A 24,494-nucleotide genomic window follows, 5' to 3' on the forward strand; every position below is an offset into this window, starting at 1 on the left:
GCCGGTTTGACCAGAATTGCATTCAGTCAGATCGGAGTTTCTGAAGTGCGCACAATGATTCGCGTCCTGCTCGCTGGTGTGGCAACCGCCGGACTGCTCGCCATGGGCACCAGCCCGGCCCTCGCGGCGAAGGACAAGAAGTCCGACGATGACTCGGTCGTCACCGCGGCCGCCGAGGGCGGCAACGGCGGCCACGCCGGCAACGGTGGACTCGGTCTCAACGTCTGCCCGGGCATCGGCCTGCTGGCCAAGGGCGAGGCGTCGTGCGGAGCGGGCAACGGCGGCAGCGCCGACGGCGGTGACGCCGACGCCTACGCCGAGGACGACAGCCGGGACAGCGAGGAGGAATGAGCGGACCAGCAGCTCAGCCCAGGACTGACCCCGACACGAGGAACGGAGCACTAGTGACCAGCACATTCCGCCTGCTCAGCAGCGCCGCCGCGCTCGGGCTCGGCATGCTCGCTCCGAGCATCCTCGTGAATCCCGCAGCCATCGCCGAACCCGCTGCCGGGGCCAGCGGCGGGATTGCGGGCAGCCCGGGTGAGGAAGGCGGCGGGGCCAGCGTCTGCCGGTTGCTCTCGATCAGCAACCCGATCAGCTTGGAGTGCTCGGCCGGGCCGAGCGGGTCGAGCGCCGACGGCGCGTCATCCGCCTCGGTCGAGGACGGCGACGCGTACGAGGACGACTGAACCCGCGTAACCCCTGCGCAGAACGGGTCGGCTCCCCAGCGGGAGCCGACCCGTTCTCGTTGCGGGGACCGGGCACCGGCCAGTGCGAACCGGCGCCCGGGGCAGCACTCACCTGCTGCGCTTGTACACCCTGTCCTTGCTGTCGTCCTCGGCGTAGGCGTCGGCGTCGCCGCCGTCGGCGCTGCCGCCGTTGCCCGCGCCGCACTCGGCCGAAGCCGGGGCCAGCACACCGATCGCGGGGCAGATGTTGATGCCGAAGCCACCGTTGCCGCCGTGACCCCCGGCGCCGCCCTCGGCCGCCGCGGTGACCGTGGAGTCGTCGTCGGACTCCTTGTCCTTCTTCGCCGCGAACGCCGGGGACGCACCCATGGCGAGCAACCCGGCCGCGGAGAGACCGGCGAACAGGACACGCACACTACTGCGCACTGCATGACTCCAATCGGATTGGGAACCAGTGCCGCCCGTCGGCGCGAACCGCCCGGATCGGCGCGTGAACCCTCCCACCGGAGCGCGCGGATCTACCCCATCGACATGCGACGCGCAGCGGTGATCACCCATAGGTGCGATCGAGACTCGCTGCCGTCGCGGGGAAAACAACGAAACCTTCAGGAAGAGTGAAATGTGCCGACCTGCGCGGGGCAGGTCGGCACATTCCTCAGCTCGACGCTACGACGATGATCGCCGCAGGATCGGGTCAGTCGTTGCCCGCGAAGGACGAGGCGTCGCCACCAACGCCGTTGCCCCCGTTGCCGGCCGACGCGTTGCCGCCGTCACCGCTCGACAGGACGCTCAGGCCGCTGAGCACGTTCACCCCAACCCCACCGTTGCCGCCGGAGCCGTTGCCGCCGACGGCCTCGGACGAAGCGTGGTCGCCGTGGTCCTTGCCGTGACCGCCAGCGAACGCGGGCGAACCGATGGCCAGCGCGGCAGCGCAAGCAGCGGTGACACCGACGAGACGAAGCGAAGTACGCATTTACGAAACTCCCATCCATGATCTGATCATCACCGGACCGGCAGTTCTCTCCCGGTTTCCGGGAGTTCAGGGGGTGCGCCGACCGGCACGACCAACATTGCCACCGATTCCGGCCGCCCCGCATTTCCTGCCACACCAAAGAGGATCACCCGCCACCCGGGCGGCCGAGAGATCACCCTGCGTCGTGCGATCCCGCGCATTCATCGACCAAGGCTCAGTCAATGAGATGAAGGATTCCGGCTGCCACCGCGGAGATCACGAAGTAAGATCCGCACCCCTATCACGGAATGATCAAGAACAAGAAACGCCAGAACAACTTCACTCGCAAGGGTTTTCGCGCCGCCGCAAACCTTCCCGGCCAAGATCGACGACTTCGCCGTGCGCGTCGTGCGGACCCGCCCTAGCGTTCGTCTCCATCCCGTCCCGGAGATCCCGCAGGAGGCAGATCATGGGAATTCGCCGCGAGGCAGCGGTTTTGCTGGCCGCGTTGGGAACGCTGGCCGCCGGCACCGCGACCGCTTGGGCCGCCGCACCACCGCTGCACGTCGAGGTGGGCCAGGTCAAGTGCGTGCACCTCGACTCACCCCTCATCCCGGAGCAGCTGAAACCCGCTGCGATGCACCAGGACCACCCGCTCGTCCAGCTGACGGTGCGCAGCACCGCCAAGGACGGCGAGCGGGTCGACTACGCGGTCACCGTGGACGGCACGATGCGCGCCGCTGGCGCGGTGACCGGTAGCTCGACGTCCAGCAGCGCGATCAGCATCGACAACCACAAGGCGTCCCGGCTCGTCGTCACCAGCGGCGGCGCCGTCGTCGTCGACAAGGTCCTGACCGGTCGCTGCTGACGGCGGGACACGCGAATCGGGGAGCAGACCCGCGGGTCTGCTCCCCGATTCTCATGGTGACCGGCTGATTCCCACTTGCTACCCGAGCCGGTCCGGCTCGGACGAGAGGTGGTGGCTCCACCGGTCGATGCCGGTGGAGCCACCTCGAACGCGGCGCAGGCAGTTCGCCGGGCCGAGTCGCGCCCAGCGCTGGGACCCGCCTTGGCTCCGGCCCGTGGAGTGCGCGAGGGGGGCCCACGGGACGGCGGCTTTCACGCCTCGTTCCTTGCCGTTCCGGCAAGACTGGAAACCTGCTCCGGCGGCTGCGCGGGCCGCCGTCAGAAGTCGAACAGCGCCCCGGTGCGGGCCTTGAGGGAGCACAGGTTCGCCGCCGTCAGCGTGAACTCCACCGGCTCGCCCTGCCAGCTGCCCGTCGCCTGCGCCTGCACACCCCGGCGGTCCTTCGTGCAGTTGCTCGCGGTCCGCGCGTCCAGGCGCTGGACGTTGCCGTCGACGAGCTGCAGCTGGTGGCAGGCCGCGCCCGCCTGCGGGTGGTTCCCGCCGACCGGGTCGCAGTGCAGCGTCACCGACCTGGAGCGCTGGTGGGACTCGGTGACCGACAACGTCATCGAGCTCTGCCCCGCGTTCTCGGACGCGGCGGCGATTCCGGGAACCAGCACCGCCACCGCGCACGCCACCCCCGCTGCGGCCCGGCCGAGCAACCGAATTTCGGACATTTCGCGTCATCCTCCGTCCGAGCGGAATGAAAAACCCCGCTCTTCTTCTACCGCACCGCCGACGATCGCTCCCGGCGAGCAAGGAATGATCACCGATCGGGCGGCCCCGAACAGGTAATCGCGACGCTGCGCCGAGCGGAACCGCCCATTCGCGCACCGCGCGGTTCATCCGGAGCGCGGCGGTCGACCCGTTCCAGCGGTGGATTCGCCCCCAGGCGCGACGGCCGGTGATCGGAATTGACCTGATGGCGGAACCGACCGGCGGTATCCCCTGCCATTCGCACGCCGGACTCGAACGGCCGTGAGGGGCGCGCGGATCACCCGCGAACGGCCCGCGTTCACCCCCGGTGACCGCCGCACCCCACCTGGGCGGTGACCGAAGTCCGATCGCTCGTAGGGCCGGAGCGCGAAACCCGGGCGGTGGTCGCGGACAGCCAGCACCGCCCACCGGTCCGAGGTAATCAGTGCTGAATGCCCACTGGAATATGCACGCTCTCGATCACTGGAATAGGTGAGAGGCCATATTTCCGGGTTGCACCCGGTTCGCGGGCCGCTAATGTTTCGAGTGATCCCGCTGACCGCGGGATTTCTCCAAATCCCAACCAGGACACGCGCGGTCAATGCCCCGGGCATCGTCGCGCGGTTTCCCCGCCACGATTCACGATTTCCGCAGGAAGGGTATTTCTGAGATGCGTTCTGCCAAGCGCGCCATTGTTGCCACCGCCCTCGGTCTGCCGCTCATGATCGGTGCCCCGGCGATGGCGCTCGCCGACGGCCACCACGATGGCGGCAAGCCCTGCCACTCCAAGAAGTGCCACGGGGACTCCCAGGAGCAGGAGCAGGAGCAGGAGGCCACCACCGAGCAGTCGAACACCAACGTCTCGCCGATCTACCAGTGGAACATCGGCAGCAAGGGCGAGCAGAACGCGGTGAACTGGGTTGACCAGACCAACGCGAGCTCCACCGAGCAGAACGCCGGTGCGTGGGAATTCGACGACTGAGCTCTCCCCGACCGCCACTGAGTCAGCGCAGTGGTAATACTGCTTGGCCCGGCGGAACTGACCGCCGGGCCAAGCAGTTCTTCCAGCTCAACGCGCTGCGCACCGAGCCGCGGATCAGTCCTCGTACTGGTCCGCGGCTTCGTCCTGCTCGGTGTCGTTGGTGTTGCCCTGGTTGGTCCAGGTCAGCGCGTTCTGGTCGCCCTTGCCGTTGTTCACCTGGGTGATCGGCGAGACGTTGATGTTGTTCTGGACGGTGTGGTTCTGCGCGTCCTGCGACTGCAGCTGCTCCAGGACCTCCGACGCCTTCGGCGGGCGGTCGGCCCGGCTTTCGGCGCCCAGCGCCGGGCTCGCGGCCCCCAGCAGCAGTGGCAGCCCCAGGACCGCCGCGGTGACCGCGCGCTTGGCAGTAAGCATCGAGTGCTTCCCTTCATTCGCAATGCACTTCGGATTCCCGGAATGGGTTCGGCAGGAATATGCCGACGAGATTCCGGTGCCCGCGTGGAAGAAACGGGCAGCGGGAACCTACCGGGAAACACCGCCCGCCATCCCGCAGCGACACCGTTGATCCACTCCAACCGGTGAGCGCGTTGCGCCGAGCGGAGAAGCGCGCGCACGACGAAGCCCGCCGGTCCGGCACGACCGCGCCGGACCAACGGGCTTCAGAAGCGGTTCGGGGCGGGAATCGGGAGCGCCCCTGGCACTGCTCAGTAGTTCAGCCGGAAGACCGCGTTCGGGGTGTCGTTGGTGTCGTACGGGCGCACGCCCAGCACCAGCGGGGTGTCGCGGTGCTGGTCAGTGCTGGCGACGACGGCCAGCCGCGAGTCGGCCGCCGGGCTGATCACGAAGCCGTCCCAGCGCTGGGTCAGGTTCCACTTCTGGTTCACGTCCCAGGTGTTGCAGGGAGCCGTGAAGATCCGGGCGTTGGGCTCGATGAAGGTCTCCGCGCACTGGCCGGTCGCCTCGTTGCGGATGGTGACCGTGCCGTCGTGCTGCCGGTCGATGTTCCACTGGGCCCGCGGACCCAGCACACCCAGCGGCACGGTGGTGCTCTCGACCGCCGGGCTCGAGGACTCGACGGCCCAGTGCGCCCCGTTCCCGACGTTGGTGATTTCCGTGGAGTAACCCCACTCGGCCTGCGCCGAGGCGGGCAGAGCGGGTGCCATCGCGAGCGAAGCCATGGCACCAAGAGCACCCAGCATCCAGCGAGCGCGCATCATAACTACCCTCCATGCAAGGAATTTCGGAATTGGACGGCTTGTCTAGGTCGTCCGGTTAGATCTCTACCAGCGACGACGTGAAATCTCGCATCGAGTCATCACAACGTGTGGTTGCCGCGCGCAACCAGTAACGGCAGGAAGATCGAAGTGGATAACCGTCCGAATTGGACTGATCCAATGCCGTTTTCCGGCGGAGATAACATGATTCCTTTTCGGGAATGGAAACGCGCCACCCGGGTTCAGAGGTCCGGGAGCGGATCAGGCGGGAAGTCACGCGGGGCCGTGATCTCCGCGTCCGCGGCGTTGACCACCGCGACGTACTCCTCGTCGATCTCGTAGTCGATCCCGTCCAGCCGGAAGTACGGCGTGGACCGCACGTCCACCGGGCCTAGGACGGTGCCGCGTGGCAGCCGCGCGAGGACCGACTTGGGCCGCCGCCGGGTCCAGAAACCCGTCGACAGCACGGTGATCGCCTCGCGGCTCACCACCACCAGCACGCTCGGCCGCACGCTCATCAGAACGTCGGCGGGGAAGACGTAGCGGATCTCGTCGTCCGCGTCGAGGAACGACCGGATCCGCGCGCGCACGGCCGCGGGGACGGGCATGCGCGGAGAGTACCAACCACCGGCGACACCGAGGCCGAGGTCGGCCGCTCCGCCGTTCGTCCACTTCGGATCGGGGGTGTTCCGGAACGCGAGGACCCCAGCCGACTCGATCGTCGACTGGGGTCCTGGAGTGCAGTGCGCGATACTGGGATTGAACCAGTGACCTCTACCGTGTCAAGGTAGCGCTCTCCCACTGAGCTAATCGCGCGAAGCGGTGTCGTCCGCGTTGCCCCAGAGCTTAACGGAGCCCTGATCGCGGCTTCGCACCACCCCCGGGGTCATCAGGGCGCGCAGGTGCTGCCCGGGGCGGGCAGCAGGAACTGCTGCGCCGCCCAGCGGCCGCCGCCGAGGTCGCGGAAGCCGTCCACGACGTTCGGCAGGGCGCTCACCTGCTCGCCGTGGCGCAGGGCGTCGACCTTGGGCTCCGCGGCGGCGGGCCCGGAGCGGACGTTGAGCACGTCCGCGGCGACGTGGAAGGTGCAGGGCTCGGGCGCTTCCGGGGCGCCGCCCACCTGGTGGGCCCCCGTCAGGTAGAGGGCGCCGATCGCACCGGCACCAACGAGCAGCAGCGAACGAGGCACGAGGAACACAGCGGACCTCCTGGTCGGGCACGACACCCCAGCTATAGCCCCGGTTCGCGGACCGGCGACACCGGAGGCACCCGACGGCACGCCCCGTTCAGCAGCCCGGGTGTCGCCCGCCAGCGCCCGTGCGCGCGCAGTAGCCCGGGAGAGCAGAACGCCGCCCCCGGTGGGAGCGGCGTTCGCGGCTGCGGCGGAAGATCAGCTCTCGGCCATCTTCTTCTGCAGGTTCTCGTCCAGCGTCGCGAGGAACTCCTCGGTGGTCTGGAACTGCTGGTCGCCACCGACGAGCAGCGCCAGGTCCTTGGTCATCCTGCCGCTCTCGACGGTCTCGATGACGACCTTCTCCAGGGTGTCGGCGAAGCCCACGACCTCCGGGGTGGAGTCCAGCTTGCCGCGGTGCTGCAGGCCACGGGTCCAGGCGAAGATCGACGCGATCGGGTTGGTCGAGGTCGGCTTGCCCTGCTGGTGCTGGCGGTAGTGGCGGGTGACCGTGCCGTGCGCGGCCTCGGCCTCCACCTTGCCGTCCGCGGTCATCAGCACCGAGGTCATCAGGCCCAGCGAGCCGAAGCCCTGCGCCACGGTGTCGGACTGGACGTCACCGTCGTAGTTCTTGCAGGCCCAGACGTAGCCGCCCTCCCACTTCAGGGCGCTGGCGACCATGTCGTCGATCAGCCGGTGCTCGTAGGTGATGCCCTTGGCGTCGAACTCGGCCTTGTACTCGTTGTCGAAGACCTCCTGGAACACGTCCTTGAACATGCCGTCGTAGGCCTTGAGGATCGTGTTCTTGGTCGACATGTAGACCGGGAAGTTGCGCTCCAGGCCGTAGCGGAACGACGCGCGGGCGAACTCCTCGATGGACTTGCGGTAGTTGTACATGCCCATCGCGACGCCGCCGTCCTCGCCGAACTTGGCGACCTCGAGCTCGATCGGCTCGCTGCCGTCCTGCGGCGTGTAGGTCATCGTGACGGTGCCCGGGCCGGGGACCTTGAAGTCGCTGGCCTTGTACTGGTCACCGTGCGCGTGACGACCGATGACGATCGGCTTGGTCCAGGTGGGGACGTAGCGCGGGATGTTGGAGATGACGATCGGCTCGCGGAAGATGACGCCGCCGAGGATGTTGCGGATCGTCCCGTTCGGGCTCCGCCACATCTTCTTCAGGCCGAACTCCTCAACCCGGGCCTCGTCCGGGGTGATGGTGGCGCACTTGACGCCGACACCGTGCTTGGCGATCGCGTTCGCGGCGTCCACCGTGACCTGGTCGTCGGTCGCGTCCCGGTGCTCGATGCCCAGGTCGTAGTAGTCGAGGTTGATGTCCAGGTAGGGGTGGATCAGCTTGTCCTTGATGAAGGACCAGATGATCCGGGTCATCTCGTCACCGTCGAGCTCGGCTACGGTGCCCTGGACCTTGATCTTGCTCATGTGGCGGGGTGCTCCTCTCGCGAGATGCAAGCGGTACAAGCGTACTGCTATCGGGTTCGATTGTGCCCCCTACCCTGCACCGACCACCACCCACCGCAGCGCGCGATGCGCCACTGTTCGGCGCGTCGATCTCGTGTCGTGATCTTCTTCTAGGCTCGACCACCGACGCAGCGATCATGTTGGAGGGGGCCCGTGGCGACCGGACCGACGCACGCGATGAGCGGCTTGGCCGCGTGGGCGGCCGTGACCGCCCTCGCCGACACGCACGCGCTGGGGCAATTGTCCCCCAAGACCTGGGTCGTCGGGGCGACGCTGGCCTCCGGGGCCGCGCTGCTGCCCGACATCGACCACCCCAAGTCGACCGTGGCCAGCACGTTCGGTGCCGTGTCGCGCGGCGCGTCGGCCGGGATCAGCGGCTTCAGCGGGTTCCTCTACCGCCTCACCCGCACCAAGCGCGACAGCAACCGCGAGGGCACCCACCGCGGTTTCACGCACACCGTGGTCTTCGCGGTGCTCGCCGGGCTGATCACCACGGCCATCGTGCAGACCAGCGAGAGCACCGCGCTGGGCATCCTGATGTTCTTCTTCGCCGGTCTCGCGGTCCGCGGCATCATGCACACCTGGTCCTCAAGCTCGGACGCGGTGCTGATCGCGGTGGCGTCGCTGCTGCTCACCGTGGCCTGCTGGGCGTGGGCGGGCGACCAACCGACCAACGCGGCGGCGTTCGGGGTGGCGGTGATGATCGGCTGCATCGCGCACTTCATCGGCGACGCGATCACCGAGCAGGGCTGCCCGATGCTGTGGCCGATCCCGCTGGGCGGCAAGACCTGGTACCCGGTGGCCCCGCCGAAGCCGATGCGGATGCGCACCGGCGGCAAGGTGGAGATGGCCCTGGTCGGCCCCGGCCTGACCATCGCGGCCGTGGTGCTGAGCTCGGTGGTCCTCTACCGGATCGGCGCGGCCCCCTGGCTGGCCCAGCTGGACCTGCCGCCGGAGATCATGGCCTGGATCAACCCCTGAACCGCCTCCGGATCGATCTCGGCCAGCCAGGATGCGACATTTCGCCCATCAGGGCGACCGGCGGCCGATAGGGTACAAGCGCGGCGCCACTTCCCGGTGCCGCTCGGAGCCCCGGAGGGAAGATGCGAGCTCGAAAGAAGTTCGTGGCAGTGGCGCTGTCACTGCCGGTGCTGGTCGGCCTGGCGGCGTGCAGCCAGGTGCAGGAGGCCCAGCAGGGCCTGGAGAACGCCAACGAACAGCTCCAGGACGCGCAGGACAACCTGGATACCGCGTCCGCCTGCCTGCAAGCGCTCAACGTCGCGAGCTTCATGCCCAACTTCGCCGACCCGGAGCAGGCCAAGGCCGACGCGCAGGCCAAGGTCGACGAGCTCCAGGCCCTGGCCGACAAGACCGCCGACCAGACGCTGCGGCAGAACCTGCTCGACGTGCAGCAGTCGGTGCAGCAGGTGGCCAACGGCCAGGTCGACATGGACGCCAGCCTGGAGTGGACCTCCAGCCAGCTGGAGAAGTACCAGCAGGTCGCCACGACCTGCTCGAAGGTCGGCGGCTGAGCCCGCTGCTCCACCCGATGCGGGATGTGTCCCCGGTCACTTAACCTGGGGCCGCGGAGGTGATGGGCATGAAGGCAGCCGTGGGTGACCAACTGCACGTGCACAGCAAGCACGTCGACGAGGCCGACCAGATCGCCGAGATCCTCGAGGTGCGCGGCCAGGACGGGGCTCCCCCGTACTACGTGCGCTTCAAGGACGGGCACGAGAGCTTGGTGTACCCGGGCGGCGATTGCGAGATCGAGGCCCACGTGCCCCGCCAGGGGCACTGACCCGCAGCGACCGCAGCGGCCGGTGCGGCGCACCCGGACCGGCCGCAGGCCTGACCCCGGGGCGCTGCGCCCCGGGCCCCCGGTCCTCCACTCCGCTGGCTTCCCGCTGCCCCGGTTCCGGGCGAAACCGACGCCGAGATCGGCGACTTCGCGCCACGCGCCAGGTGACCACTGGCAGGCTCTAAGGTGGTCGCGATGAGGGGCGTCCAGCTAGGAGGCGGTGAAGTGTTGCAAGGCGACCGGGAGGCGGGGGCACCGGCCGATCTGTCCGCGGTCTTCGGCACCGGGGTGTCGACGCCGCTGCCGCCCGGCGAGGTCCTCACCGAGCAGTCGGCGCTCTCCGACAACGCCACACCGCTGTGCTGGATCAGCGACGAACCCCCAGCGCCACAGCTGGTCGCCGCGCTGCGCGCGGAACACCGGCAGAGCGGCCTGTGGCCGTTACTTCTGTGCGACACCGACGAGGTCTACGGCGAGCGTTGCACGGTCGGCGTGGTGCCGCCGGAACCGCTGGAGCACATCGACCGGTGGCGGGTGGTCGACGTGATGGCCCGGATCTGGGACGGGCTGGTGCAGGCCGACGACGACCTCGGCCCCGCCTACGACCTGGAGGTCCTGGCGCCGTTCGACTACCACTGCCCCGGCCCCGCGCCCGGCGGGAACCTGCTCGCGGACCCGGACATCCTGGCCAACCAGCAGCTGCCGAAGTTCATCGACGACGACACCCGCCTGGCGCTGGTCCCGGTGGGCCGCGGCGCGGACGTGCTGACCGTGCTGGGCTGGTCCGGGGCGGCCAACCATGTCTCGCGCACGGCCGGGCTCTCCGCGATGGCGCGCAGCTGGGAGGAGCGCTTCGGCGTCCGGCTCCTGCGCCTCGGCCCGGACCGGCTCGACCTCAGCGTCGCCGCCCCGCCCCAGGACGCGGACCACGCCGCCGCGGTGGCGGCGGAGCACTGGACCTTCTGCCCGGACCGGATCCTGCAGGAGACGGGCACCATCGAGGCCTACGCCCAGGAGATCCGCGGCCGCCGCACCTGGTCCTTCTGGTGGGAGTGACGGCGCTTCAGGGCCCAGACGGCAGCTGCGCGGTCATGACCAGGTGGCAGCTCCCAACCGCAGTAGGCGTGCGGGACCTGCTCGTCCCGCACGCCGAGCGGGTCCCGCTCCACCTCCTGAGCGCTGCGGGCTGAGGCGCCTCACCGGACGACCTTGCGGAGCCAGAGGGCGAGGAGCTCGACGAGCATCACCACCGCGAAGGTGAGCGCGAGGACCGTGGTGACCACGCCGAACTCCAGGACCCGGGAGGCGTTGAGCAGGTAGTACCCGATGCCGCCCGCGCCTACCAGGCCCAGCAGCGTCGCCGAGCGCAGGTTGGTGTCCAGCTGGTAGAGCACGTGCGCGACGAACGCCGGGGCGGCCTGCGGCAGGGTGGCCGCGAAGAACACCTGGAGCCGTCCCGCCCCGGTGGCGCGCAGCGCCTGCTCCTTGCCCCGGTCGACCTCCTCCAGCGAATCGGCCACCAACTTGCCGAGCAGGCCGACCGATCCGACGCCCAGCGCGAGCGCACCGGCCACCGCACCGAGACCGGTGATCACCACGAACACGATCGCCAGCACCAGCTCGGGCACGCCGCGGACGGCGAGCACCACGCCGCGGCAGAGCTTCGCCACCGCCGGGCTCGGTGCCACGTTGCTCGCGGCCAGCGCGCCCACCGGCAGCGCGAGCACCGCGCCGATCAGCGTGGCGGCCAACGCGATCTGGACGGTGACCAGGAGCTCGGCCAGCAGCTCGCCGAGGACGCCGCCGGTCTCCGGCGGCCAGAACAGCGCCAGCGTCGGCCCGAAGTCGGTGGTGGCCCGCTGGAACTGGGCGAGCGAGAGGTCCGCGCCCCAGATCGAGGCGAGCACCACCAGAGCGGTCAGCAGCCAGTACCCGGTGCGGCGGATTCTCCGTGCGGTGCGGCGGGTTCGCCGTGGGTTGCTGGGTCGTGAGCGGGGATGGTCGTTCTTACCACCATCGCCACTCACGACTCCCGCCCGCCACGGGACGGGCATGCGCAGCCGCCCCTTCCTGGTCCCGCTGCGGGGTTCCTCGCGCACGCCGAGCAGGTTGCGGCGGATCGCCCCCGACACCACCTCCACCAGCACGCAGAGCAGGAAGACCACCGACGCCAGCGCCATGCCGCGCTGGTAGTCGAGGGTGCGCAGGGAATCCGAGATCGCCTGGCCCAGGCCGCCGACACCGACGAACCCGAGCACCACCGAGACCCGGAGGTTGATGTCCAGCCGGTGCAGCGAGGTCGCCACGAACGACGGCAGCACCTGCGGCAGCACCCCGCTGACCAGCTGCTGCAGCCGGGTGCCGCCAGCGGCGCGGATGGCGGTGCGCGGCCCCTCGTCGACCTGCTCGATGGCGTCGGCGTAGAGCTTGCCGATCATGCCGATCGAGTGCAGGCCCATCGCCAGCACCCCGGTCAGGCCGCCGAAGCCGAACATCCGGAAGAACACGATGGCCAGCACGACGTCCGGGACCGCCCGCGCCACCACGACGACCACGCGCGCCCCGAACCGGCTGGTGCCACCCAGCGCGGTGTTGCGCGCCGCGAGCACCGCGACGGGCACGCTGACCAGCGAGGCGAGCAGGGTCGCGCAGACCACGATCGCCAGGGTCTGCCCGGACAGCGCCAGCAGTTCGCCCAGCGGCGGGAAGTCCAGCGGCAGGGTGCGGGCGGCGAAGTCGACCGCGTTGGCCGCGCCGTCCACGAACGTCGCGACGTTGAGCCGCAGCGAGCTGAACGCCCAGATCGCCGCGCCGAGCAGGGCCAGCACGACCAGGGCCGCCGCCGTCCCGGTCGGCGTCGGGCGGGCGAGCGTGCGCCGCGGCGCTTCTGCGGTGGTGGTCACGGGTTCACCCCACCGCGGTGAGGTCGGCCGAACCGACCTTGGCGTAGATCGACATGGCCGCGTCCCGCTCCAGCCCCTCGACCGGGGTGTCCAGCACGACCTGCCCGGACCGCAGCCCGATGATCCGGTGCCCCCAGCCCAGCGCGAGGTCCACCTGGTGCAGGCTGCACAGGACGGTCAGCCCGTCCTCCCGGCCGACCTCCGCGATCAGGTTCATCACCTGCGCCGCCGAGTCGGGGTCGAGGGAGGCGACCGGCTCGTCGGCGAGCAGGACCTCAGGTTTCTGCAGCAGCGCCCGCGCGACCGCGACCCGCTGCTGCTGCCCACCGGAAAGCGTGTCCGCGCGCTGCAACGCCTGGTCGACCAGGCCGACGCGCTCGAGCTGCTCCATCGCGGCGAACCGCACGCGCTTGGGGTAGGTGGGCAGCCCGAGCCGCGGACCGCGCAGGCTGCCGAGCGCGCCCGTGCACACGTTCTCCAGCACGGTCAGCGAGCCGACCAGGTGGAACTGCTGGAACACGAACCCGACCCGCCGCCGCAGCGCGCGCAGGGCCGATCCGCGCAGCGCACCGACGTCCTCGCCGAGCACCCGCACGGTGCCGGTGGTGGCGCGCTGCAGCCCGTCCACGTGCCGCAGCAACGTCGACTTGCCCGATCCGGACAGCCCCAGCAGCACGGCCACCTCACCGGCCTGGACGTCGAGGGAGACCTCGTCGAGCGCCCGCACGTCGCCGAAGGACTTGCTGACCCGGTCGAAGGTGATCACTGGCATTGCTCGTCCCTGGTGGTCGCGCAGACTTCGCGGATGCCGTCGTAGAAGGCGTCGTCGACCGGGGCGAACCCGTAGCCGTCGATGTCGCCGATCCTGCACTCCCCGGTGCAGAAGCCGTTCTCCCGCAGGGAATCGCTGTTGGCCTGGTTTCGCAGCGCGGCGGTGAGCTGCTCCTTGAGCGCTGGGTCGAGGTCGTCGGAGATCGCGACCGGGTCGCCGGGGATCACCGCCGACTTCCACACCGTGCTGAGCTGCCCGGGCCGCAGCTGCCCCTTCTCGACCAGCTGCCGGTCGACCATGCTGTCGTAGGCGAAACCAGCGTCGCAGTCGCCCTTCGCCACCGCGATCGCCGAGGCGTCGTGACCACCGGCGAAGACCGGCTGGATGTCGGTGTCCGGGTTGATGCCGGCCTGCAGCAGACCGGCCTTCGGGTACAGGTAGCCGGAGGTCGAAGTGGGGTCGACGAAGCAGACCTTCCTGCCGCGGAAGTCGGCCAGCGAGCGGATTCCGGTGTCCGGGCGGGTGATGGCGTAGGAGGTGTACCCGGGCTGCCCGCCCTTCTCCTCCACCTGACCGGCGACCGCGGTGGCCGCCACGCCCTGCTTCTTGGCCAGCACGTAGGAGAACGGCCCGTACTTGGCGATGTCGATCTTCCCGGCGCGCTGGCCCTCGATGATCGCGGCGTAGTCGGTGGCCTTCTGGAAGGTGACCTCCTTGCCCGTCGCCTCCGCCAGCATGTCCAGCACCGGCTGGTAGTCCTGCTCCAGGCTGGCGGACTCCTCCGACGGGATGGCGGCGAAAACCAGCTCGTCGGAGCCATCGCCCTGCGCGGCGCTCGGGCCGCACCCCGCGAGCAGGCCCAGCGCGGCCAGCCCGGCGAGGGCTCGGCTGATCCGCTTCACGACTGATCCCCCTTCGCGGTCAGGAGTTCCGGGAGTTCTCGGACGGATTCGAGGACGTGGGTGGCACCGGCCCCGGTGAGCACGTCCCGCGAGTGCGCACCGGTGAGGACCCCGGCGACGACGGATGCCCCGGCGCGGAGCCCGGACTGGACGTCGTAGGCGGTGTCGCCCGCGGTGGCGACCTCGCGCACGTCGTCGACGCCCAGCCGCAGCAGGGCGGTGAGCACCATGTCCGGGTGCGGGCGACCACGGCCCGCCTGGGCCGGGGTGAGGGTGAGGTCGGTCAGGCCCTCCCAGCCGAGCGCGGCCCGGATCTGGCGCTGGGTGGTCTCGGAGAACCCGGTGGTCAACGCGACCTTCACGCCGCTGGCGCGGAGCTGCTGGATCGCGTCCTCGGCACCGTCGACCGGTTTGCACTCACCGTCGGCGACCCGCTCCGCGTAGGCGTGCTCGAAGGCCTGGTTCGCCCGCTGCGCCAGGGATTCGTCGCCGTCGAAGAGGTGCCGGAAGACGGTGATCTTGGATTCGCCCATGGTGCGGCGGACGTGGTCCAGCATGGCCGGTGTCCCGGTGACGCCGATGTCTGCGATGGCCTGGGTGAACGCCCGCTCCACCAGACCGTCGTCGGCGACCGTGGTGCCCGCCATGTCCAGCACTGCCAGCTTGATCACGAGTCGACCTCCTGCCAGGTGTCGGCGGCGATGGCGGGCGAGCAGGTCATGCCGCGACCACCGGGCCCGGTCACCAGCCAGACGCCGGGCAGCACCTGCTCGCGGTGCACGACCTGCGACTTGTCCGCGGTCTGCGCGTACACCCCGGCCCAGCGGCGCACGATCCGCGGCAGCGGGCGGCCGAGCAGCTCCTCGGCGCGCTGCCGCAGGTGCTCGTAGGGGTCTTCGTGCACGTCGAAGGCGAACGGCTGCTCGTACTCGTGGGTGTCGCCGATGGTCAGCCCGCCGTGCAGCCGCTGGACCAGCAGGAGCTGCATGCCGTTGGTCGCGGCCACCTCCGGCTGCGGCTCGGCGGCGTTGAGCGCGTCGAGCTGCGCGCCCCGGTAGCCGGGGTAGTAGCGCATGCTGTCGCCGTCGGCCAGCGAGGTGGTCAGCTGCTCGCCGAGGGGTTCGGTCTGCATCATCTGCAGCCGCACCCGGCGCACCGGCAGGTCCGGGCGGATCTCCCGGACGAGACCGCTGAGGGCCGCGCCGGTGCAGAGGACCACCAGGTCGCCCTCGTGGCGCTGACCGGTGTCGTCGCGCACCCAGCCCTCGCCCACGTCGCGGACCTCGCGGCCGGGGAGCCAGCTGTAAGGGCCGGTCTTCGACAGGTGCGCCCGCAGCGCGGGCTGCGCGGTCCGCGACTCGACTGCGCCGTCCCGCTCGCACCAGAGCGCGCCGAGCATCTCACCGCGCAGCGCCGGGTTCAGCGCCCGCGCCTCGGCGGCGTCGAGCAGCTTCGTGCCGCGCTCGGCGGCGTCCGGGCGGGCGGCGAAGTCCTCAGCGACGGCCAGCTCGGCGGACGTGCGGAGCACGGTCAACGACCCGTTGCCGCGGAAACCGAGGTCCGGCACGTCGGCGGCGATGCGCTCCCAGTCCTGGCGGGCACGCAGCGCCACCGCCAGGTCCGGTCCCGGTTCCCGGCCGCTGACCCAGATCAGCCCGAAGTTGCGCACGGACGCCCCGCGCGCCTCGGCTTCCCGCTCCAGGTGCACCACTTCGTGGCCCCGCTCCAGGGCTCGCAGCGCGTGCATGGTGCCGAGCACGCCGCCGCCAACAATCAGAACTCGCACGCCGCACACGCTCGCCGCCGCCCACGAAGCCCCAGTGGAGGCTGACCGAACCCCAGGTGAACACCGACCGAAGGACTAGATCAGTTACCTTCTCGTGACATTTCCCGATGGCCCGGTCAGTCGCGGAGGTGCGTGACGAAGCTGAAGCGGTCGCCGCGGAACAGGGAGCGGACGCGTTCGATCGGTTCGCCGTCGGGTGTCCAGGACCTGCGGTGCAGCAGGATCATCGGGGTCGCCGGGTTGGTGCCGATGAGCAGCGCCTCGCGCGGTGTGGCCAGGACCGTCTCGATGCGCTCCTCCGCTTCGCCGAAGCGCACGCCCAGCTCCTCCCGCAGGAACGCGTACAGCGAGCCGGTCGGGTCGAAATCCGCCAGCAGCTCCGGGAACCGGTCCTTCGGCAGGTAGCTGGACTCCAGCCCGACGCGCTCGCCACCCGCGAGCAGCACCCGCTCCACGTGCACCACGTCATCGCCCGGCGCCAGGCCGAGATCCGCCGCCAGCTGCGCGTCGGCCGCGCGGGTCTCGACGTCGATCACCGTCCGGCCCGGCTCCAGACCCTGCGAGCGAACGCCCTCGGTGTAGCTGGCCAAGGCGAGCGGCTGCACCAACTTCGGCGGCGCGACCACGGTGCGGCTGCCCTGCCTGCGCATCAACCGGCCTTCGAGCACCAGCTCGGTGACCGCCTGCCGCAGCGTCACCCGGGACACCTCGAAGCGCTCGGCCAGCTCGCGCTCGCTGGGCAGCGCGGCCCCCTCGCCGAGCTCCTCGACCAACCCGAGCAGCTCGATCTTCACGGCGTAGTAGCGCGGAATCCGCCCGTGCTCGGGAATTCCAGCGCGAACCGGCTGATCCGCCCGGTGGTCAATGCGCACAACCCGTCACCCTACTGCGCCCCCGGAATCCCCTCCCACCCCGTGAAACCCCGAACTTCACCATGCCGATCCCACCGGAGCCACCCCAACACACCACTGGCATGTCGGACTCCCAACACGCCCGAACCCCGCAGTTTCAATTGAAACTGCGAATCCGCGTGGCTGGGCACCGCAGTTTCAATTGAAACTGCGCCCGTCCGCCACCCGCCCAACCACGCACCAGCACCCTTTCGCATGAGGAGTGAAGGGCGCCTTTCGCCGGCTCAGTTGGCGAGAGGTGCCCTTCACCCAGCCCCCGATCGGGTGCTGGGGGCCGGAGGAGGAGGAGGAGCTTTCGTCGTTTGCCTGGCGTTGCGGTTTCAATTGGAACTGCAGGTTCCTCGCGCTCCGGATCCAGTGCTGGCGGACCGTGCGACTTCGAGCGGTCAGGGGTGTTCGGTTGCTTCGGGCCGGGTGGGCGCCGGGGGGCGGAGGCCGTCCATCAGGAGGTCGAGAAGACGGGCCGCCAGCGGGTCGTGGTTGGGGGTGCTGGCCACGGTGAAGATGCCGATGAGGGCGGCGGCGATGTCCTCGGCCGGGACGTCGGCGCGGAGTTGGCCGCTCGTGCGTCCGGATTCGAGGACCTCGTCGATGGCACCGAGCAGTTCGGTCCGAGTGCGGGCATGGGCGATCTCGCCCGATTCCACCATCGCGAGCAGCGTGTCGAGCATCCCGTTCTTGGTCGCGATCCACTCTCCGAACAGGTCCATCCAACGGCGCAGCGCCGCAGGCGGGTCGAGCTGGGCGAGCAGCTCGCGGGCACCGGAGGTGAGTCGCGAGACCTGGTCCTCGTAGACCGCTTCGACCAGCGACTCGCGGGTCGGGAAGTGCCGGTAGAGGGTGGCGATTCCGACCCCGGCTTCGTGGGCGATCGCGCGCATCGACGGCTCGGTGCCCGCCGAGGCGAACAGGCGGGTCGCCACGTCCAGCAGCTGCTGGCGGTTGCGGGTCGCGTCCGCCCGCGGTCGACGGGCCGCTGCGGAAGCCAAAACGGATCACGCTCCACTTGTGCTAGGTTGGCGTCCAACAAAACGGAGCATAGTCCGTTTGCGTTCCGCGAGCTGCTTCAGGAGGCAGTGACCATGGGAGGATCCAGCTCCACCACGAGCCGGGCGGTCCAGTTCGAGGCGTTCGGCGGACCGGAGGCCCTGCGCATCCGCGAAGTACCCGCGCCGCAGGCGGGTCCGGGGCAGATCCGCGTGCGGGTCACCGCGGCTGGCCTGAATCCGATGGACTGGTTCATGACCTCCGATCCGGAGACCGCCACACGGTTCGGCCTCGGCCTGCCGTGCGGGTTCGGCACCGACTACGCCGGGGTCGTGGACCAGGTCGGGCAGGGCGTGCGCGAGTTCGCGGTCGGCGACCGGGTTTTCGGCGGTGCCCTGTCCCGCTCTGTCGCCGACCACGTCGTCGTGGACGTGGCGGGGTCCACCGCGGCGGGCGGCGAGGCGCACCGCACCCCGGACGGCGTCGACGACCACACCGCCGCCGCCCTCACCATCGCGGGTTGCACGGCGGCCGCAGCGCTGGCCGTGGTCAACCCGGGCCCGGGCGACACGGTGCTCATCGGTGGTGCGGGCGGCGGGGTTGGCGTGTTCGCCGTCCAGCTCGCGCGCCTCGCGGGCGCCCGGGTGATCGGGACCGGGTCAGCGACCTCAGCCGATGCCCTGCGATCGCTGGGGGCAGAGCCGGTCACCTACGGCCAGGGCCTGGTCGACCGGGTCCGCGCGCTGGCCCCCGCAGGCGTCTCCGCGGGCATGGACCTACACGGGACGGACACAGCGCAGGCGGCCCGCGAACTCGGCGTGTCCGACGAGCGGATCACCACCATCGCCGCCCAGGTCGACGGGATCACGCCCGCGAACGGCGCCAACGCAGCGCCGGGCGCCATCGAAGAGATCGCTGGTCTGATCGCGGCGGGTCGGCTCCGGGTTCCGATCGCGGCACGCTTCCCGGTCGAGCAGATCCGCGCCGCGGTCGAGCTCCAGGCGGGGCGGCACGTGCACGGGAAGGTCGTCATCGACCTCTAGGTGACGCTGACCGGGGCCACCGTCACGGCGGGTAGTCGATGGTCAGCGCCACCACGAAGATCATCGCGGAAAAACCGCTGTAGAGCAGGAAGTCCACCGCGCGGCTGCGGATCGCCAGTAGTCCCACGCGCTCCGGCGGGACCACCGCGCGCAGCGCCGCCGCGACCAGCAGCGCCACCGCCAGCAGCGTCGCGCCCCGCCGCCAGTGCTGCATCGCCACCAGCACGAAGCCGACCGCCGCGATGAGCAGCACCAGGCCGAACGGCACGTGCGTCGACAGGCGCGACCTTCCGCCGAACTGCTCGCTCACGTTCCTCCCGTCCTCGTCGTGAGCGCCGATGGTGGCCCTAACGACCATCAGCGCTCACGAGGCGCGCTCGGCGGCCTCGACCACGTTGGTCAGCAGCATCGCGCGGGTCATCGGGCCGACCCCGCCCGGGTTCGGGGAGAGGAACCCGGCGACCTCCGCGACGTCCGGGTGCACGTCACCGGACAGCCCGGCCTCGGTGCGGGTCACGCCGACGTCGAGCACCGCCGCACCCGGCTTGACCATGTCCGGGGTGATCAGGTTCGGCTTGCCCGCCGCCGCGATCACCACGTCGGCGCGGCTCACCTCGGCGGCGAGGTCCTTGGTCCCGGTGTGGCACAGCGTCACGGTGGCGTTCTCGCTGCGCCGGGTGAGCAGCAGTCCGATCGGGCGGCCGACGGTGATGCCGCGGCCGACGACCGCGACCTGCGCGCCGTCCAGCGGCACGTCGTAGCGGCGCAGCAGTTCGAGGATGCCGCGCGGCGTGCACGGCAGCGGCGCCTCCTCGCCCAGCACCAGCCGACCGAGGCTGATCGGGTGCAGGCCGTCAGCGTCCTTCTGCGGCGCGATGCGCTCCAGCAGCGGACCGGCGTCGAGGTGCCTGGGCAGCGGCAGCTGCACGATGTAGCCGGTGCAGGCCGGGTCGGCGTTGAGCTCGTCGAGCACGGCCTCGACGTCGGCCTGGCTGACGTCGGCGGGCAGGTCCTTGCGGATCGACTCGATGCCGACCTTGGCGCAGTCGTTGTGCTTGGCGCGCACGTAGGAATGCGAACCGGGGTCGTCGCCGACCAGCACCGTGGCCAGTCCCGGGGCGCTGCCCTGCTCGGCGAGCCGGGCGACCCTGGGCCGCAGCTCGTCGAAGATCGCTTCCTTGGTGGCCTTGCCGTCCAGAATCGTCGCGCTCACGGCTGTTCATCGTGGCAGACGGCGCGCGTCCCGTCCCGCCCGGTCCGGCAATGCCGCCACCCCGACGGCCACCAGGGTGAGCAGCACACCCACCGCGGTGGACGGCGCGATCCCGCCCCCGGCGGCCGGGGCGAACACGTCCAGCAGCAGCGCGCCGACCAGCTGGCCGGAGATCATCCCGAGGCTCAGCAGCAGCACCCCGGTGTAGCGGACCAGCGCGACCGATCCGCCGATCACGAAGATGCCCAGGAAACCGCCGGTGTAGAGCCAGCCGTCGGTGGGCAGCTCGGGCAGGCCGCGGACCAGCGCCTCGACCACGAAGGCCAGCGCGAGGGCGGTCATGCCCACCCCGAAGTTGACCATCGCGGCGAACACCGCGGAATCCGCCGCCTGCTTCATCCGGCCGTTGACCGCCGCCTGCCAGCCCAGCCCGACACCGGCCAGCGCGGGCAGCAGCACCAGCCAGCTCGCGTGCGCACCGCCCAGCTGCGCGGACACCGAGACCAGCACCGCCACCACGGCCAGCGCCGCACCGGCGAGCCGCGCCGCGGTCACGCGCTGCGGCCCGGCGGGTCCGAGGCCGAGGCGGTCCACCACCAGCCCGCTGCTGACCTGCCCGGCCACCACCGCGACGGTGAACATCGCGACGCCCAGCGCGGTCGCGGCCATGCCCTGGGTGAACACCAGGTACCCGCCGCACACCCCGCCGAGGCACTGCCACGGCCGCAGGCCGCCCGGTGCGCGCAGCTCACCCGCCAGGTTGCGGAAGCCGCGGCGAGCGCGCGGCACGAGCAGCGAGGCCGCGAACAGCACGACGAACCCGCACAGGAAGGAGATCAGCCCGGCCGCGATCCCGTCGTCCAGCTGGGACCCGAGCGCCCCGTTGATCCGGGCCTGGACCGCGAGCAGCACCCCGACCGCGGCGGCGCCGACCATGCCGAGCGCGCGCTGCCGCAGGTGCGGTCCGGAAGGTTTCACAGGCGAAAGGGTCACGTGACCGCAGTCTCCTCCGCGTCCCGCGCCACGCGCGACGCCCGCGCGCTGTGAGATGCGACAAGTCCCGCGGCCACCAGCGCCAGCGCGGCTGCTGCCGCGGCGGCCGCCGCCGGACCGGCCAGGTCGAGCATCATCCCGGACAGCGGCGCGGCCACCGCCGCGCCGAACGTGGTCGCGCTGGCCATCCAACCGAAGGCCTCGTTGCGCCGCTCCGGCGGCGCGATGTCGGCCAAGCGGCCGTTGCTGGCGGCCAGCGTCGGCGCCACCGCCGTCCCGCCGACCAGCAGGACCGCCCCGATCAGCAGCGGGGAGCTTGGCTCGGCGACCGGCGGCAGCACCGGCACCAGCGCCACCAGCCCGAGCGCGGCCAGCGAGGCCCGCAGCCACAACCGGGGGCGTCCGCCCCACCCGCCGAGCACCAGCCCGCCGAGCAACGAACCCACCGCCCACACCATCGCCAGCACCCCGGCCAGCTCCGGCTCGCCACGCTCGCGGGCCCACCCGACCAGCACCAGGTCGACCGAGACCAACCCGCCGACCAGGAACGCGAAGAAGCCGAGCAGCGAGACGAACCCCGGCGCCCGGAACAGCGGTCCGGACTCGCGGGCCCCGGCGCCACGCTCCCCCAACCCCTCGGTCACCCCCGCGCGCCGGAGCGCGCCGGCGAACAGGACCGCGCCAGAGGTCGCCCACGCCGCGCAGGCGAACATCGCCACCACCGGACCCCACACCGCCACCGCCAACGCGGCGAGCATCGGCGCCACCACGAACAGCAGCTCCTGCAGCGTCGCCTCGACCGCGAAAGCCGCCTCGCGCGCCGGGCCGTCGGCCAGCTTGGGCCAGATCGCCCGCCCGATCTGCGTGATCGGCGGGTGCGACAGCCCGGTGGCCAGCGCCACCGGCAGCACCAGCCACCACTGCGCCGGATCGACCCAGCTGGTCACGCCGACGATGGCGACCATCCCCAGCCCGGACCCCAGGCCCGTCAGCACCAGCAGCCGCGGCGGCGAGCTGCGGTCCGCGGCCCGCCCGCGCGACGGCCCGGCGATGGCCTGCCCGACCGTGATCACCGCGCCGACCACGCCGCCGACCGCGTAGGACCCGGTCCAGTCCACGACCAGGAACGCCAGCACGATCCCGATCGCCGGGGTGTGCAGGCGTCCCAGCAGCGAGAAGAACATCAAGTTCGGTGCGTGCGGCACCGCCGCGAGGAGTCGATAAGGACGCAGCACGTGCCTCACCCTCGCTTCTGGCACGGGTGTACCGCTACTGGTTTTCACCGACCGCTGACCGCTGGGCGGCGGCCGCTGGTCCAATCCACCTGGTGGTGTGATGTTCATCCGGACGAGGAAGCGGCAGGCTTTCGTGACGAGATCACCGCACGCCGTGACATGGATCTTGAACGCGCGCACGTGTCCTGGACCAACGGAACCGAAGTCCCACACAGCGCACATGGCCGGGCCCGCGTCGAGTAGCGTCTTGGCGGGGTGGAGTCGGGTTGCCTCGTCGAGAGGGGGAGGATGTCACCCATGTCGCGTCCGACAGCGATCAGTCCGGAAGAGCAGGAGCAGATCGCCCGCAAGATCGGTGTTCTGCTGTTACAAGGTGCTCCCGAGGACTGGCAGGAGATCACGGTGGAGTACCGCGCCACCGGTGAGTACCACGACCTGCTGGGTGAGGTGGCAGCGCAGGACGGCAGCTCCCGGCCGCTGGAACCACCGGCCGAGCTGCGCGAGATCTTCGAGAGCCTGCGCGAGGGCATGTACCGGCCGGACGTCGGCACCTGGCTGAGCGCGCTGTACGTGGTGGAGCGCCCGTCCAGCTACCGCATCGACATCAACTTCGACACCGAGCCCGGCTGGCAGCGCCCGCTGCCGCGCGCGGCCTACGTCGACGAGCTGCGCCGCTACCCGCGCGCCGAGGAGAACATCCCGGACTGGATGCGCGAGCGGATCGACGGCGGCGCCCCGACCCCGGTCAACGACGTGCCGGTCGAGACACCGGCCGCGGAGGCCCCCGCCGTCGAGGAACCGCCGGCCGCCGAACCGCCCGCGGCCCCCGAGCGCGACGACGTCGACGAGCCGACCGGGTTCCAGGTGGCCAACACCTTCGACGACTTCGACGAGCAGGGCCGCCCGGTGGTCGCCCAGCGCGAGCCGGTCCCGAGCCACGAGATCGCCCAGCTGCGCCAGTACCTGGAGAACGCCCCGGTCGTCCTTGCCGCCCGCGAGGACGAGGAGGACCAGCTCGACCCGGAGCGCCCCGCCGTCGTGCCGAGCACCTGGCACACCGACGGCACCTGGCTGTGGCCCGGTGCGATCGCCTTCTACCTGGCCCAGTACGGGGTGCCGCCGGAACCCGAGTTCGTCGCGCACATCCGCAGCCGCGGCTTCCAGCTGGCCGAGGTCGACGACGCCACCCGCGACGCGGCCGTGAGCGAACTGCTCGACCAGCCGACCGACTCCGACGACGACCTGACCGACGAACCGCAGGGCTCCGCCCCGGAGGTCCCGGACTTCGCCGACGAGGAGCCGAGCCGCCCCGCGGAACCGGACTTCGCGGACGATCCGCAGGACCTCGCCGAGCCGGAGACCGCCGAACCCGAGGTCGAGACCGGCGGGTCGCGGCACGTGCTGGCGGACGAGGACGAGCTGCCCGACACCGGGGAAGTGCTGGCCAAGCTGCACGACCGGCTCACCGGCTTCCGGGTGGACAGCACCGGATACCGGATCGGCAGCCACAGCGACAACGCCCGCTGCCTGGTCCAGGAGGGCCCGGACTGGGTCGTCACCACCGGCCCCGGCCGCGGTGAGGACGTCCGGTTCGCCCGCGTCGACGACGCCGCCGCCTACCTGCTCGGCAGCCTGCTCCTGGACGGCCCGGGCACGCCGGAGGCGGACCTGCCCCGCGAGGAGCTCCCGCAGCGCCCCGCACCGGAACCCCAGCAGGCACCGGAGGCGGACCTGCCGCAGCGCACACCGGAACCCGAGCAAGCTCCGGAACCGGACCTGCCGCAGCGCGCGCCCGAGGCGGAACTCCCGCAGCGCACGCCGGAGGCGGACCTGCCCCAGCGGGCACCCGAGCCCGACC

General features: G+C 70.9%; 28 protein-coding genes, 1 tRNA gene and 1 pseudogene. 10 read left to right on the forward strand and 20 right to left on the reverse strand.

All coding sequences use genetic code 11. The features are described 5' to 3' along the window. Positions 1 to 78: 78 nt before the first annotated feature. Together ABT324_RS21960 and ABT324_RS21965 are read left to right on the forward strand one after the other, a co-directional pair. Entirely contained in the window at positions 79 to 351 is a 273-nt protein-coding gene (locus tag ABT324_RS21960; protein WP_351180566.1) for a hypothetical protein, read from the forward strand. 53 nt (positions 352 to 404) lie between these two features. Continuing rightward, the gene (locus ABT324_RS21965) at positions 405 to 689 is read left to right on the forward strand and encodes a hypothetical protein (protein WP_351180569.1); all 285 of its coding nucleotides are present in this window, start codon (positions 405 to 407) and stop codon (positions 687 to 689) included. Between the two features lie 108 nt (positions 690 to 797). Here the strand turns inward: ABT324_RS21965 and ABT324_RS21970 are convergent, their stop codons facing one another. Both ABT324_RS21970 and ABT324_RS21975 read right to left on the reverse strand, forming a co-directional pair. After that, positions 798 to 1,115 (reverse strand): hypothetical protein, encoded by a 318-nt coding sequence (locus ABT324_RS21970; protein WP_351180572.1) that lies wholly within the window; start codon positions 1,113 to 1,115, stop codon positions 798 to 800. Positions 1,116 to 1,383: 268 nt separating this feature from the next. Next, positions 1,384 to 1,662: a hypothetical protein gene (locus ABT324_RS21975; protein ID WP_351180575.1), complete on the reverse strand. Its 279-nt coding sequence runs from the start codon at positions 1,660 to 1,662 to the stop codon at positions 1,384 to 1,386. Between the two features lie 448 nt (positions 1,663 to 2,110). On the opposite strand from ABT324_RS21975, the gene ABT324_RS21980 reads away from it, so the two are divergent. Next, positions 2,111 to 2,509: a hypothetical protein gene (locus ABT324_RS21980; protein ID WP_351180578.1), complete on the forward strand. Its 399-nt coding sequence runs from the start codon at positions 2,111 to 2,113 to the stop codon at positions 2,507 to 2,509. Positions 2,510 to 2,826: 317 nt separating this feature from the next. On the opposite strand, the gene ABT324_RS21985 is transcribed toward ABT324_RS21980, so the two are convergent. After that, positions 2,827 to 3,225 carry an SSI family serine proteinase inhibitor gene (locus ABT324_RS21985; RefSeq protein ID WP_351180581.1) on the reverse strand — a complete coding sequence of 133 codons (399 nt, stop codon included), beginning with the start codon at positions 3,223 to 3,225 and terminating at the stop codon, positions 2,827 to 2,829. 689 nt (positions 3,226 to 3,914) lie between these two features. Here ABT324_RS21985 and ABT324_RS21990 point away from each other — a divergent pair. Next, positions 3,915 to 4,226 (forward strand): hypothetical protein, encoded by a 312-nt coding sequence (locus ABT324_RS21990; RefSeq protein ID WP_351180583.1) that lies wholly within the window; start codon positions 3,915 to 3,917, stop codon positions 4,224 to 4,226. A 114-nt stretch (positions 4,227 to 4,340) separates the two neighbouring features. Here ABT324_RS21990 and ABT324_RS21995 read toward each other — a convergent pair whose 3' ends face one another. The 6 genes from ABT324_RS21995 to ABT324_RS22020 all read right to left on the reverse strand — a co-directional run bounded on the left by ABT324_RS21995 (position 4,341) and on the right by ABT324_RS22020 (position 8,051). Continuing rightward, entirely contained in the window at positions 4,341 to 4,640 is a 300-nt protein-coding gene (locus ABT324_RS21995) for a hypothetical protein (RefSeq protein WP_351180586.1), read from the reverse strand. Positions 4,641 to 4,930: 290 nt separating this feature from the next. Further along, positions 4,931 to 5,404, reverse strand: coding sequence for an RICIN domain-containing protein (locus tag ABT324_RS22000; RefSeq protein WP_351180589.1), 474 nt, complete (start codon positions 5,402 to 5,404; stop codon positions 4,931 to 4,933). 278 nt (positions 5,405 to 5,682) lie between these two features. Beyond that, positions 5,683 to 6,048: a hypothetical protein gene (locus ABT324_RS22005; RefSeq protein ID WP_351180592.1), complete on the reverse strand. Its 366-nt coding sequence runs from the start codon at positions 6,046 to 6,048 to the stop codon at positions 5,683 to 5,685. A gap of 136 nt (positions 6,049 to 6,184) precedes the next feature. Beyond that, positions 6,185 to 6,256: transfer RNA gene (locus tag ABT324_RS22010), tRNA-Val, on the reverse strand. Between the two features lie 73 nt (positions 6,257 to 6,329). After that, a complete protein-coding gene (locus tag ABT324_RS22015; protein WP_351180595.1) occupies positions 6,330 to 6,638 on the reverse strand; it encodes an SH3 domain-containing protein in 309 nt (102 codons plus the stop codon). A 192-nt stretch (positions 6,639 to 6,830) separates the two neighbouring features. Then, complete coding sequence (locus tag ABT324_RS22020) at positions 6,831 to 8,051, reverse strand: NADP-dependent isocitrate dehydrogenase (RefSeq protein ID WP_351180598.1); 1,221 nt, start codon at positions 8,049 to 8,051, stop codon at positions 6,831 to 6,833. Between the two features lie 192 nt (positions 8,052 to 8,243). Here ABT324_RS22020 and ABT324_RS22025 point away from each other — a divergent pair, with 192 nt between their 5' ends. From ABT324_RS22025 to ABT324_RS22040, 4 genes are all read left to right on the forward strand, one after another. Continuing rightward, positions 8,244 to 9,071: a metal-dependent hydrolase gene (locus ABT324_RS22025; protein WP_351180601.1), complete on the forward strand. Its 828-nt coding sequence runs from the start codon at positions 8,244 to 8,246 to the stop codon at positions 9,069 to 9,071. A 122-nt stretch (positions 9,072 to 9,193) separates the two neighbouring features. Then, positions 9,194 to 9,622: a DUF8711 family protein gene (locus ABT324_RS22030; protein WP_351180604.1), complete on the forward strand. Its 429-nt coding sequence runs from the start codon at positions 9,194 to 9,196 to the stop codon at positions 9,620 to 9,622. Between the two features lie 68 nt (positions 9,623 to 9,690). Beyond that, positions 9,691 to 9,891 (forward strand): DUF1918 domain-containing protein, encoded by a 201-nt coding sequence (locus tag ABT324_RS22035; protein WP_150067266.1) that lies wholly within the window; start codon positions 9,691 to 9,693, stop codon positions 9,889 to 9,891. Positions 9,892 to 10,116: 225 nt separating this feature from the next. Further along, the gene (locus ABT324_RS22040; protein ID WP_351180607.1) at positions 10,117 to 10,947 is read left to right on the forward strand and encodes a DUF4253 domain-containing protein; all 831 of its coding nucleotides are present in this window, start codon (positions 10,117 to 10,119) and stop codon (positions 10,945 to 10,947) included. A 140-nt stretch (positions 10,948 to 11,087) separates the two neighbouring features. On the opposite strand, the gene phnE is transcribed toward ABT324_RS22040, so the two are convergent. The 7 genes from phnE to ABT324_RS22075 form a co-directional block, all read right to left on the reverse strand. After that, entirely contained in the window at positions 11,088 to 12,794 is a 1,707-nt protein-coding gene (gene phnE / locus ABT324_RS22045) for a phosphonate ABC transporter, permease protein PhnE (RefSeq protein WP_351180610.1), read from the reverse strand. Between the two features lie 4 nt (positions 12,795 to 12,798). After that, on the reverse strand, positions 12,799 to 13,566 hold the full coding sequence (gene phnC, locus ABT324_RS22050) for a phosphonate ABC transporter ATP-binding protein (protein WP_351180613.1): 768 nt from the start codon (positions 13,564 to 13,566) through the stop codon (positions 12,799 to 12,801). After that, the gene (locus tag ABT324_RS22055; RefSeq protein ID WP_351180616.1) at positions 13,557 to 14,468 is read right to left on the reverse strand and encodes a phosphate/phosphite/phosphonate ABC transporter substrate-binding protein; all 912 of its coding nucleotides are present in this window, start codon (positions 14,466 to 14,468) and stop codon (positions 13,557 to 13,559) included. The genes phnC and ABT324_RS22055 overlap by 10 nt, the downstream gene beginning before the upstream one ends. Beyond that, on the reverse strand, positions 14,465 to 15,139 hold the full coding sequence (locus tag ABT324_RS22060) for a phosphonatase-like hydrolase (protein ID WP_351180619.1): 675 nt from the start codon (positions 15,137 to 15,139) through the stop codon (positions 14,465 to 14,467). The genes ABT324_RS22055 and ABT324_RS22060 overlap by 4 nt, the downstream gene beginning before the upstream one ends. Next, positions 15,136 to 16,254, reverse strand: a complete 1,119-nt coding sequence (locus ABT324_RS22065; RefSeq protein WP_351180622.1) for a TIGR03364 family FAD-dependent oxidoreductase — start codon at positions 16,252 to 16,254, stop codon at positions 15,136 to 15,138. Before ABT324_RS22065 ends, ABT324_RS22060 begins: the two co-directional genes overlap by 4 nt. Before the next feature lie 116 nt (positions 16,255 to 16,370). Then, complete coding sequence (locus ABT324_RS22070) at positions 16,371 to 17,126, reverse strand: GntR family transcriptional regulator (protein ID WP_351180625.1); 756 nt, start codon at positions 17,124 to 17,126, stop codon at positions 16,371 to 16,373. A 425-nt stretch (positions 17,127 to 17,551) separates the two neighbouring features. Further along, positions 17,552 to 18,154, reverse strand: a complete 603-nt coding sequence (locus tag ABT324_RS22075) for a TetR/AcrR family transcriptional regulator (RefSeq protein ID WP_351180628.1) — start codon at positions 18,152 to 18,154, stop codon at positions 17,552 to 17,554. A gap of 93 nt (positions 18,155 to 18,247) precedes the next feature. Between ABT324_RS22075 and ABT324_RS22080 the strand changes: the two genes are divergently transcribed. After that, positions 18,248 to 19,195: an NADP-dependent oxidoreductase gene (locus tag ABT324_RS22080; RefSeq protein ID WP_351180631.1), complete on the forward strand. Its 948-nt coding sequence runs from the start codon at positions 18,248 to 18,250 to the stop codon at positions 19,193 to 19,195. A 22-nt stretch (positions 19,196 to 19,217) separates the two neighbouring features. Here ABT324_RS22080 and ABT324_RS22085 read toward each other — a convergent pair whose 3' ends face one another. Genes ABT324_RS22085 through ABT324_RS22100 form a run of 4 tightly spaced genes read right to left on the reverse strand, consistent with a single transcriptional unit; the run spans position 19,218 to position 22,636 of the window. Beyond that, positions 19,218 to 19,505 carry a DUF3017 domain-containing protein gene (locus ABT324_RS22085; RefSeq protein WP_351180634.1) on the reverse strand — a complete coding sequence of 96 codons (288 nt, stop codon included), beginning with the start codon at positions 19,503 to 19,505 and terminating at the stop codon, positions 19,218 to 19,220. Positions 19,506 to 19,559: 54 nt separating this feature from the next. Then, positions 19,560 to 20,408, reverse strand: a complete 849-nt coding sequence (locus tag ABT324_RS22090) for a bifunctional methylenetetrahydrofolate dehydrogenase/methenyltetrahydrofolate cyclohydrolase (protein WP_351180637.1) — start codon at positions 20,406 to 20,408, stop codon at positions 19,560 to 19,562. A gap of 6 nt (positions 20,409 to 20,414) precedes the next feature. Next, complete coding sequence (locus ABT324_RS22095; RefSeq protein WP_351180640.1) at positions 20,415 to 21,386, reverse strand: DMT family transporter; 972 nt, start codon at positions 21,384 to 21,386, stop codon at positions 20,415 to 20,417. Positions 21,387 to 21,397: 11 nt separating this feature from the next. Then, the gene (locus ABT324_RS22100; protein ID WP_351180643.1) at positions 21,398 to 22,636 is read right to left on the reverse strand and encodes an MFS transporter; all 1,239 of its coding nucleotides are present in this window, start codon (positions 22,634 to 22,636) and stop codon (positions 21,398 to 21,400) included. A 297-nt stretch (positions 22,637 to 22,933) separates the two neighbouring features. Between ABT324_RS22100 and ABT324_RS22105 the strand changes: the two are divergent. Beyond that, a pseudogene (locus ABT324_RS22105) lies at positions 22,934 to 24,494 on the forward strand (hypothetical protein); the annotation flags it as partial.

The sequence above is a fragment of the Saccharopolyspora sp. NPDC000359 genome (assembly GCF_040300525.1).
Lineage (GTDB): Bacteria > Actinomycetota > Actinomycetes > Mycobacteriales > Pseudonocardiaceae > Saccharopolyspora.

Bases quoted from the DNA above. Each gene is read 5' to 3' on its own strand.
- ABT324_RS22030 (WP_351180604.1), top strand. From the start codon at position 9,194: ATGCGAGCTCGAAAGAAGTTCGTGGCAGTGGCGCTGTCACTGCCGGTG.
- ABT324_RS21980 (WP_351180578.1), top strand. From the start codon at position 2,111: ATGGGAATTCGCCGCGAGGCAGCGGTTTTGCTGGCCGCGTTGGGAACG.
- ABT324_RS22000 (WP_351180589.1), bottom strand. From the start codon at position 5,404: ATGGCTTCGCTCGCGATGGCACCCGCTCTGCCCGCCTCGGCGCAGGCC.
- ABT324_RS21985 (WP_351180581.1), bottom strand. From the start codon at position 3,225: ATGTCCGAAATTCGGTTGCTCGGCCGGGCCGCAGCGGGGGTGGCGTGC.
- ABT324_RS21975 (WP_351180575.1), bottom strand. From the start codon at position 1,662: ATGCGTACTTCGCTTCGTCTCGTCGGTGTCACCGCTGCTTGCGCTGCC.
- ABT324_RS22035 (WP_150067266.1), top strand. From the start codon at position 9,691: ATGAAGGCAGCCGTGGGTGACCAACTGCACGTGCACAGCAAGCACGTC.
- ABT324_RS21990 (WP_351180583.1), top strand. From the start codon at position 3,915: ATGCGTTCTGCCAAGCGCGCCATTGTTGCCACCGCCCTCGGTCTGCCG.
- phnC (WP_351180613.1), bottom strand. From the start codon at position 13,566: ATGCCAGTGATCACCTTCGACCGGGTCAGCAAGTCCTTCGGCGACGTG.
- ABT324_RS22005 (WP_351180592.1), bottom strand. From the start codon at position 6,048: ATGCCCGTCCCCGCGGCCGTGCGCGCGCGGATCCGGTCGTTCCTCGAC.
- ABT324_RS22020 (WP_351180598.1), bottom strand. From the start codon at position 8,051: ATGAGCAAGATCAAGGTCCAGGGCACCGTAGCCGAGCTCGACGGTGAC.
- ABT324_RS21995 (WP_351180586.1), bottom strand. From the start codon at position 4,640: ATGCTTACTGCCAAGCGCGCGGTCACCGCGGCGGTCCTGGGGCTGCCA.
- ABT324_RS22080 (WP_351180631.1), top strand. From the start codon at position 18,248: ATGGGAGGATCCAGCTCCACCACGAGCCGGGCGGTCCAGTTCGAGGCG.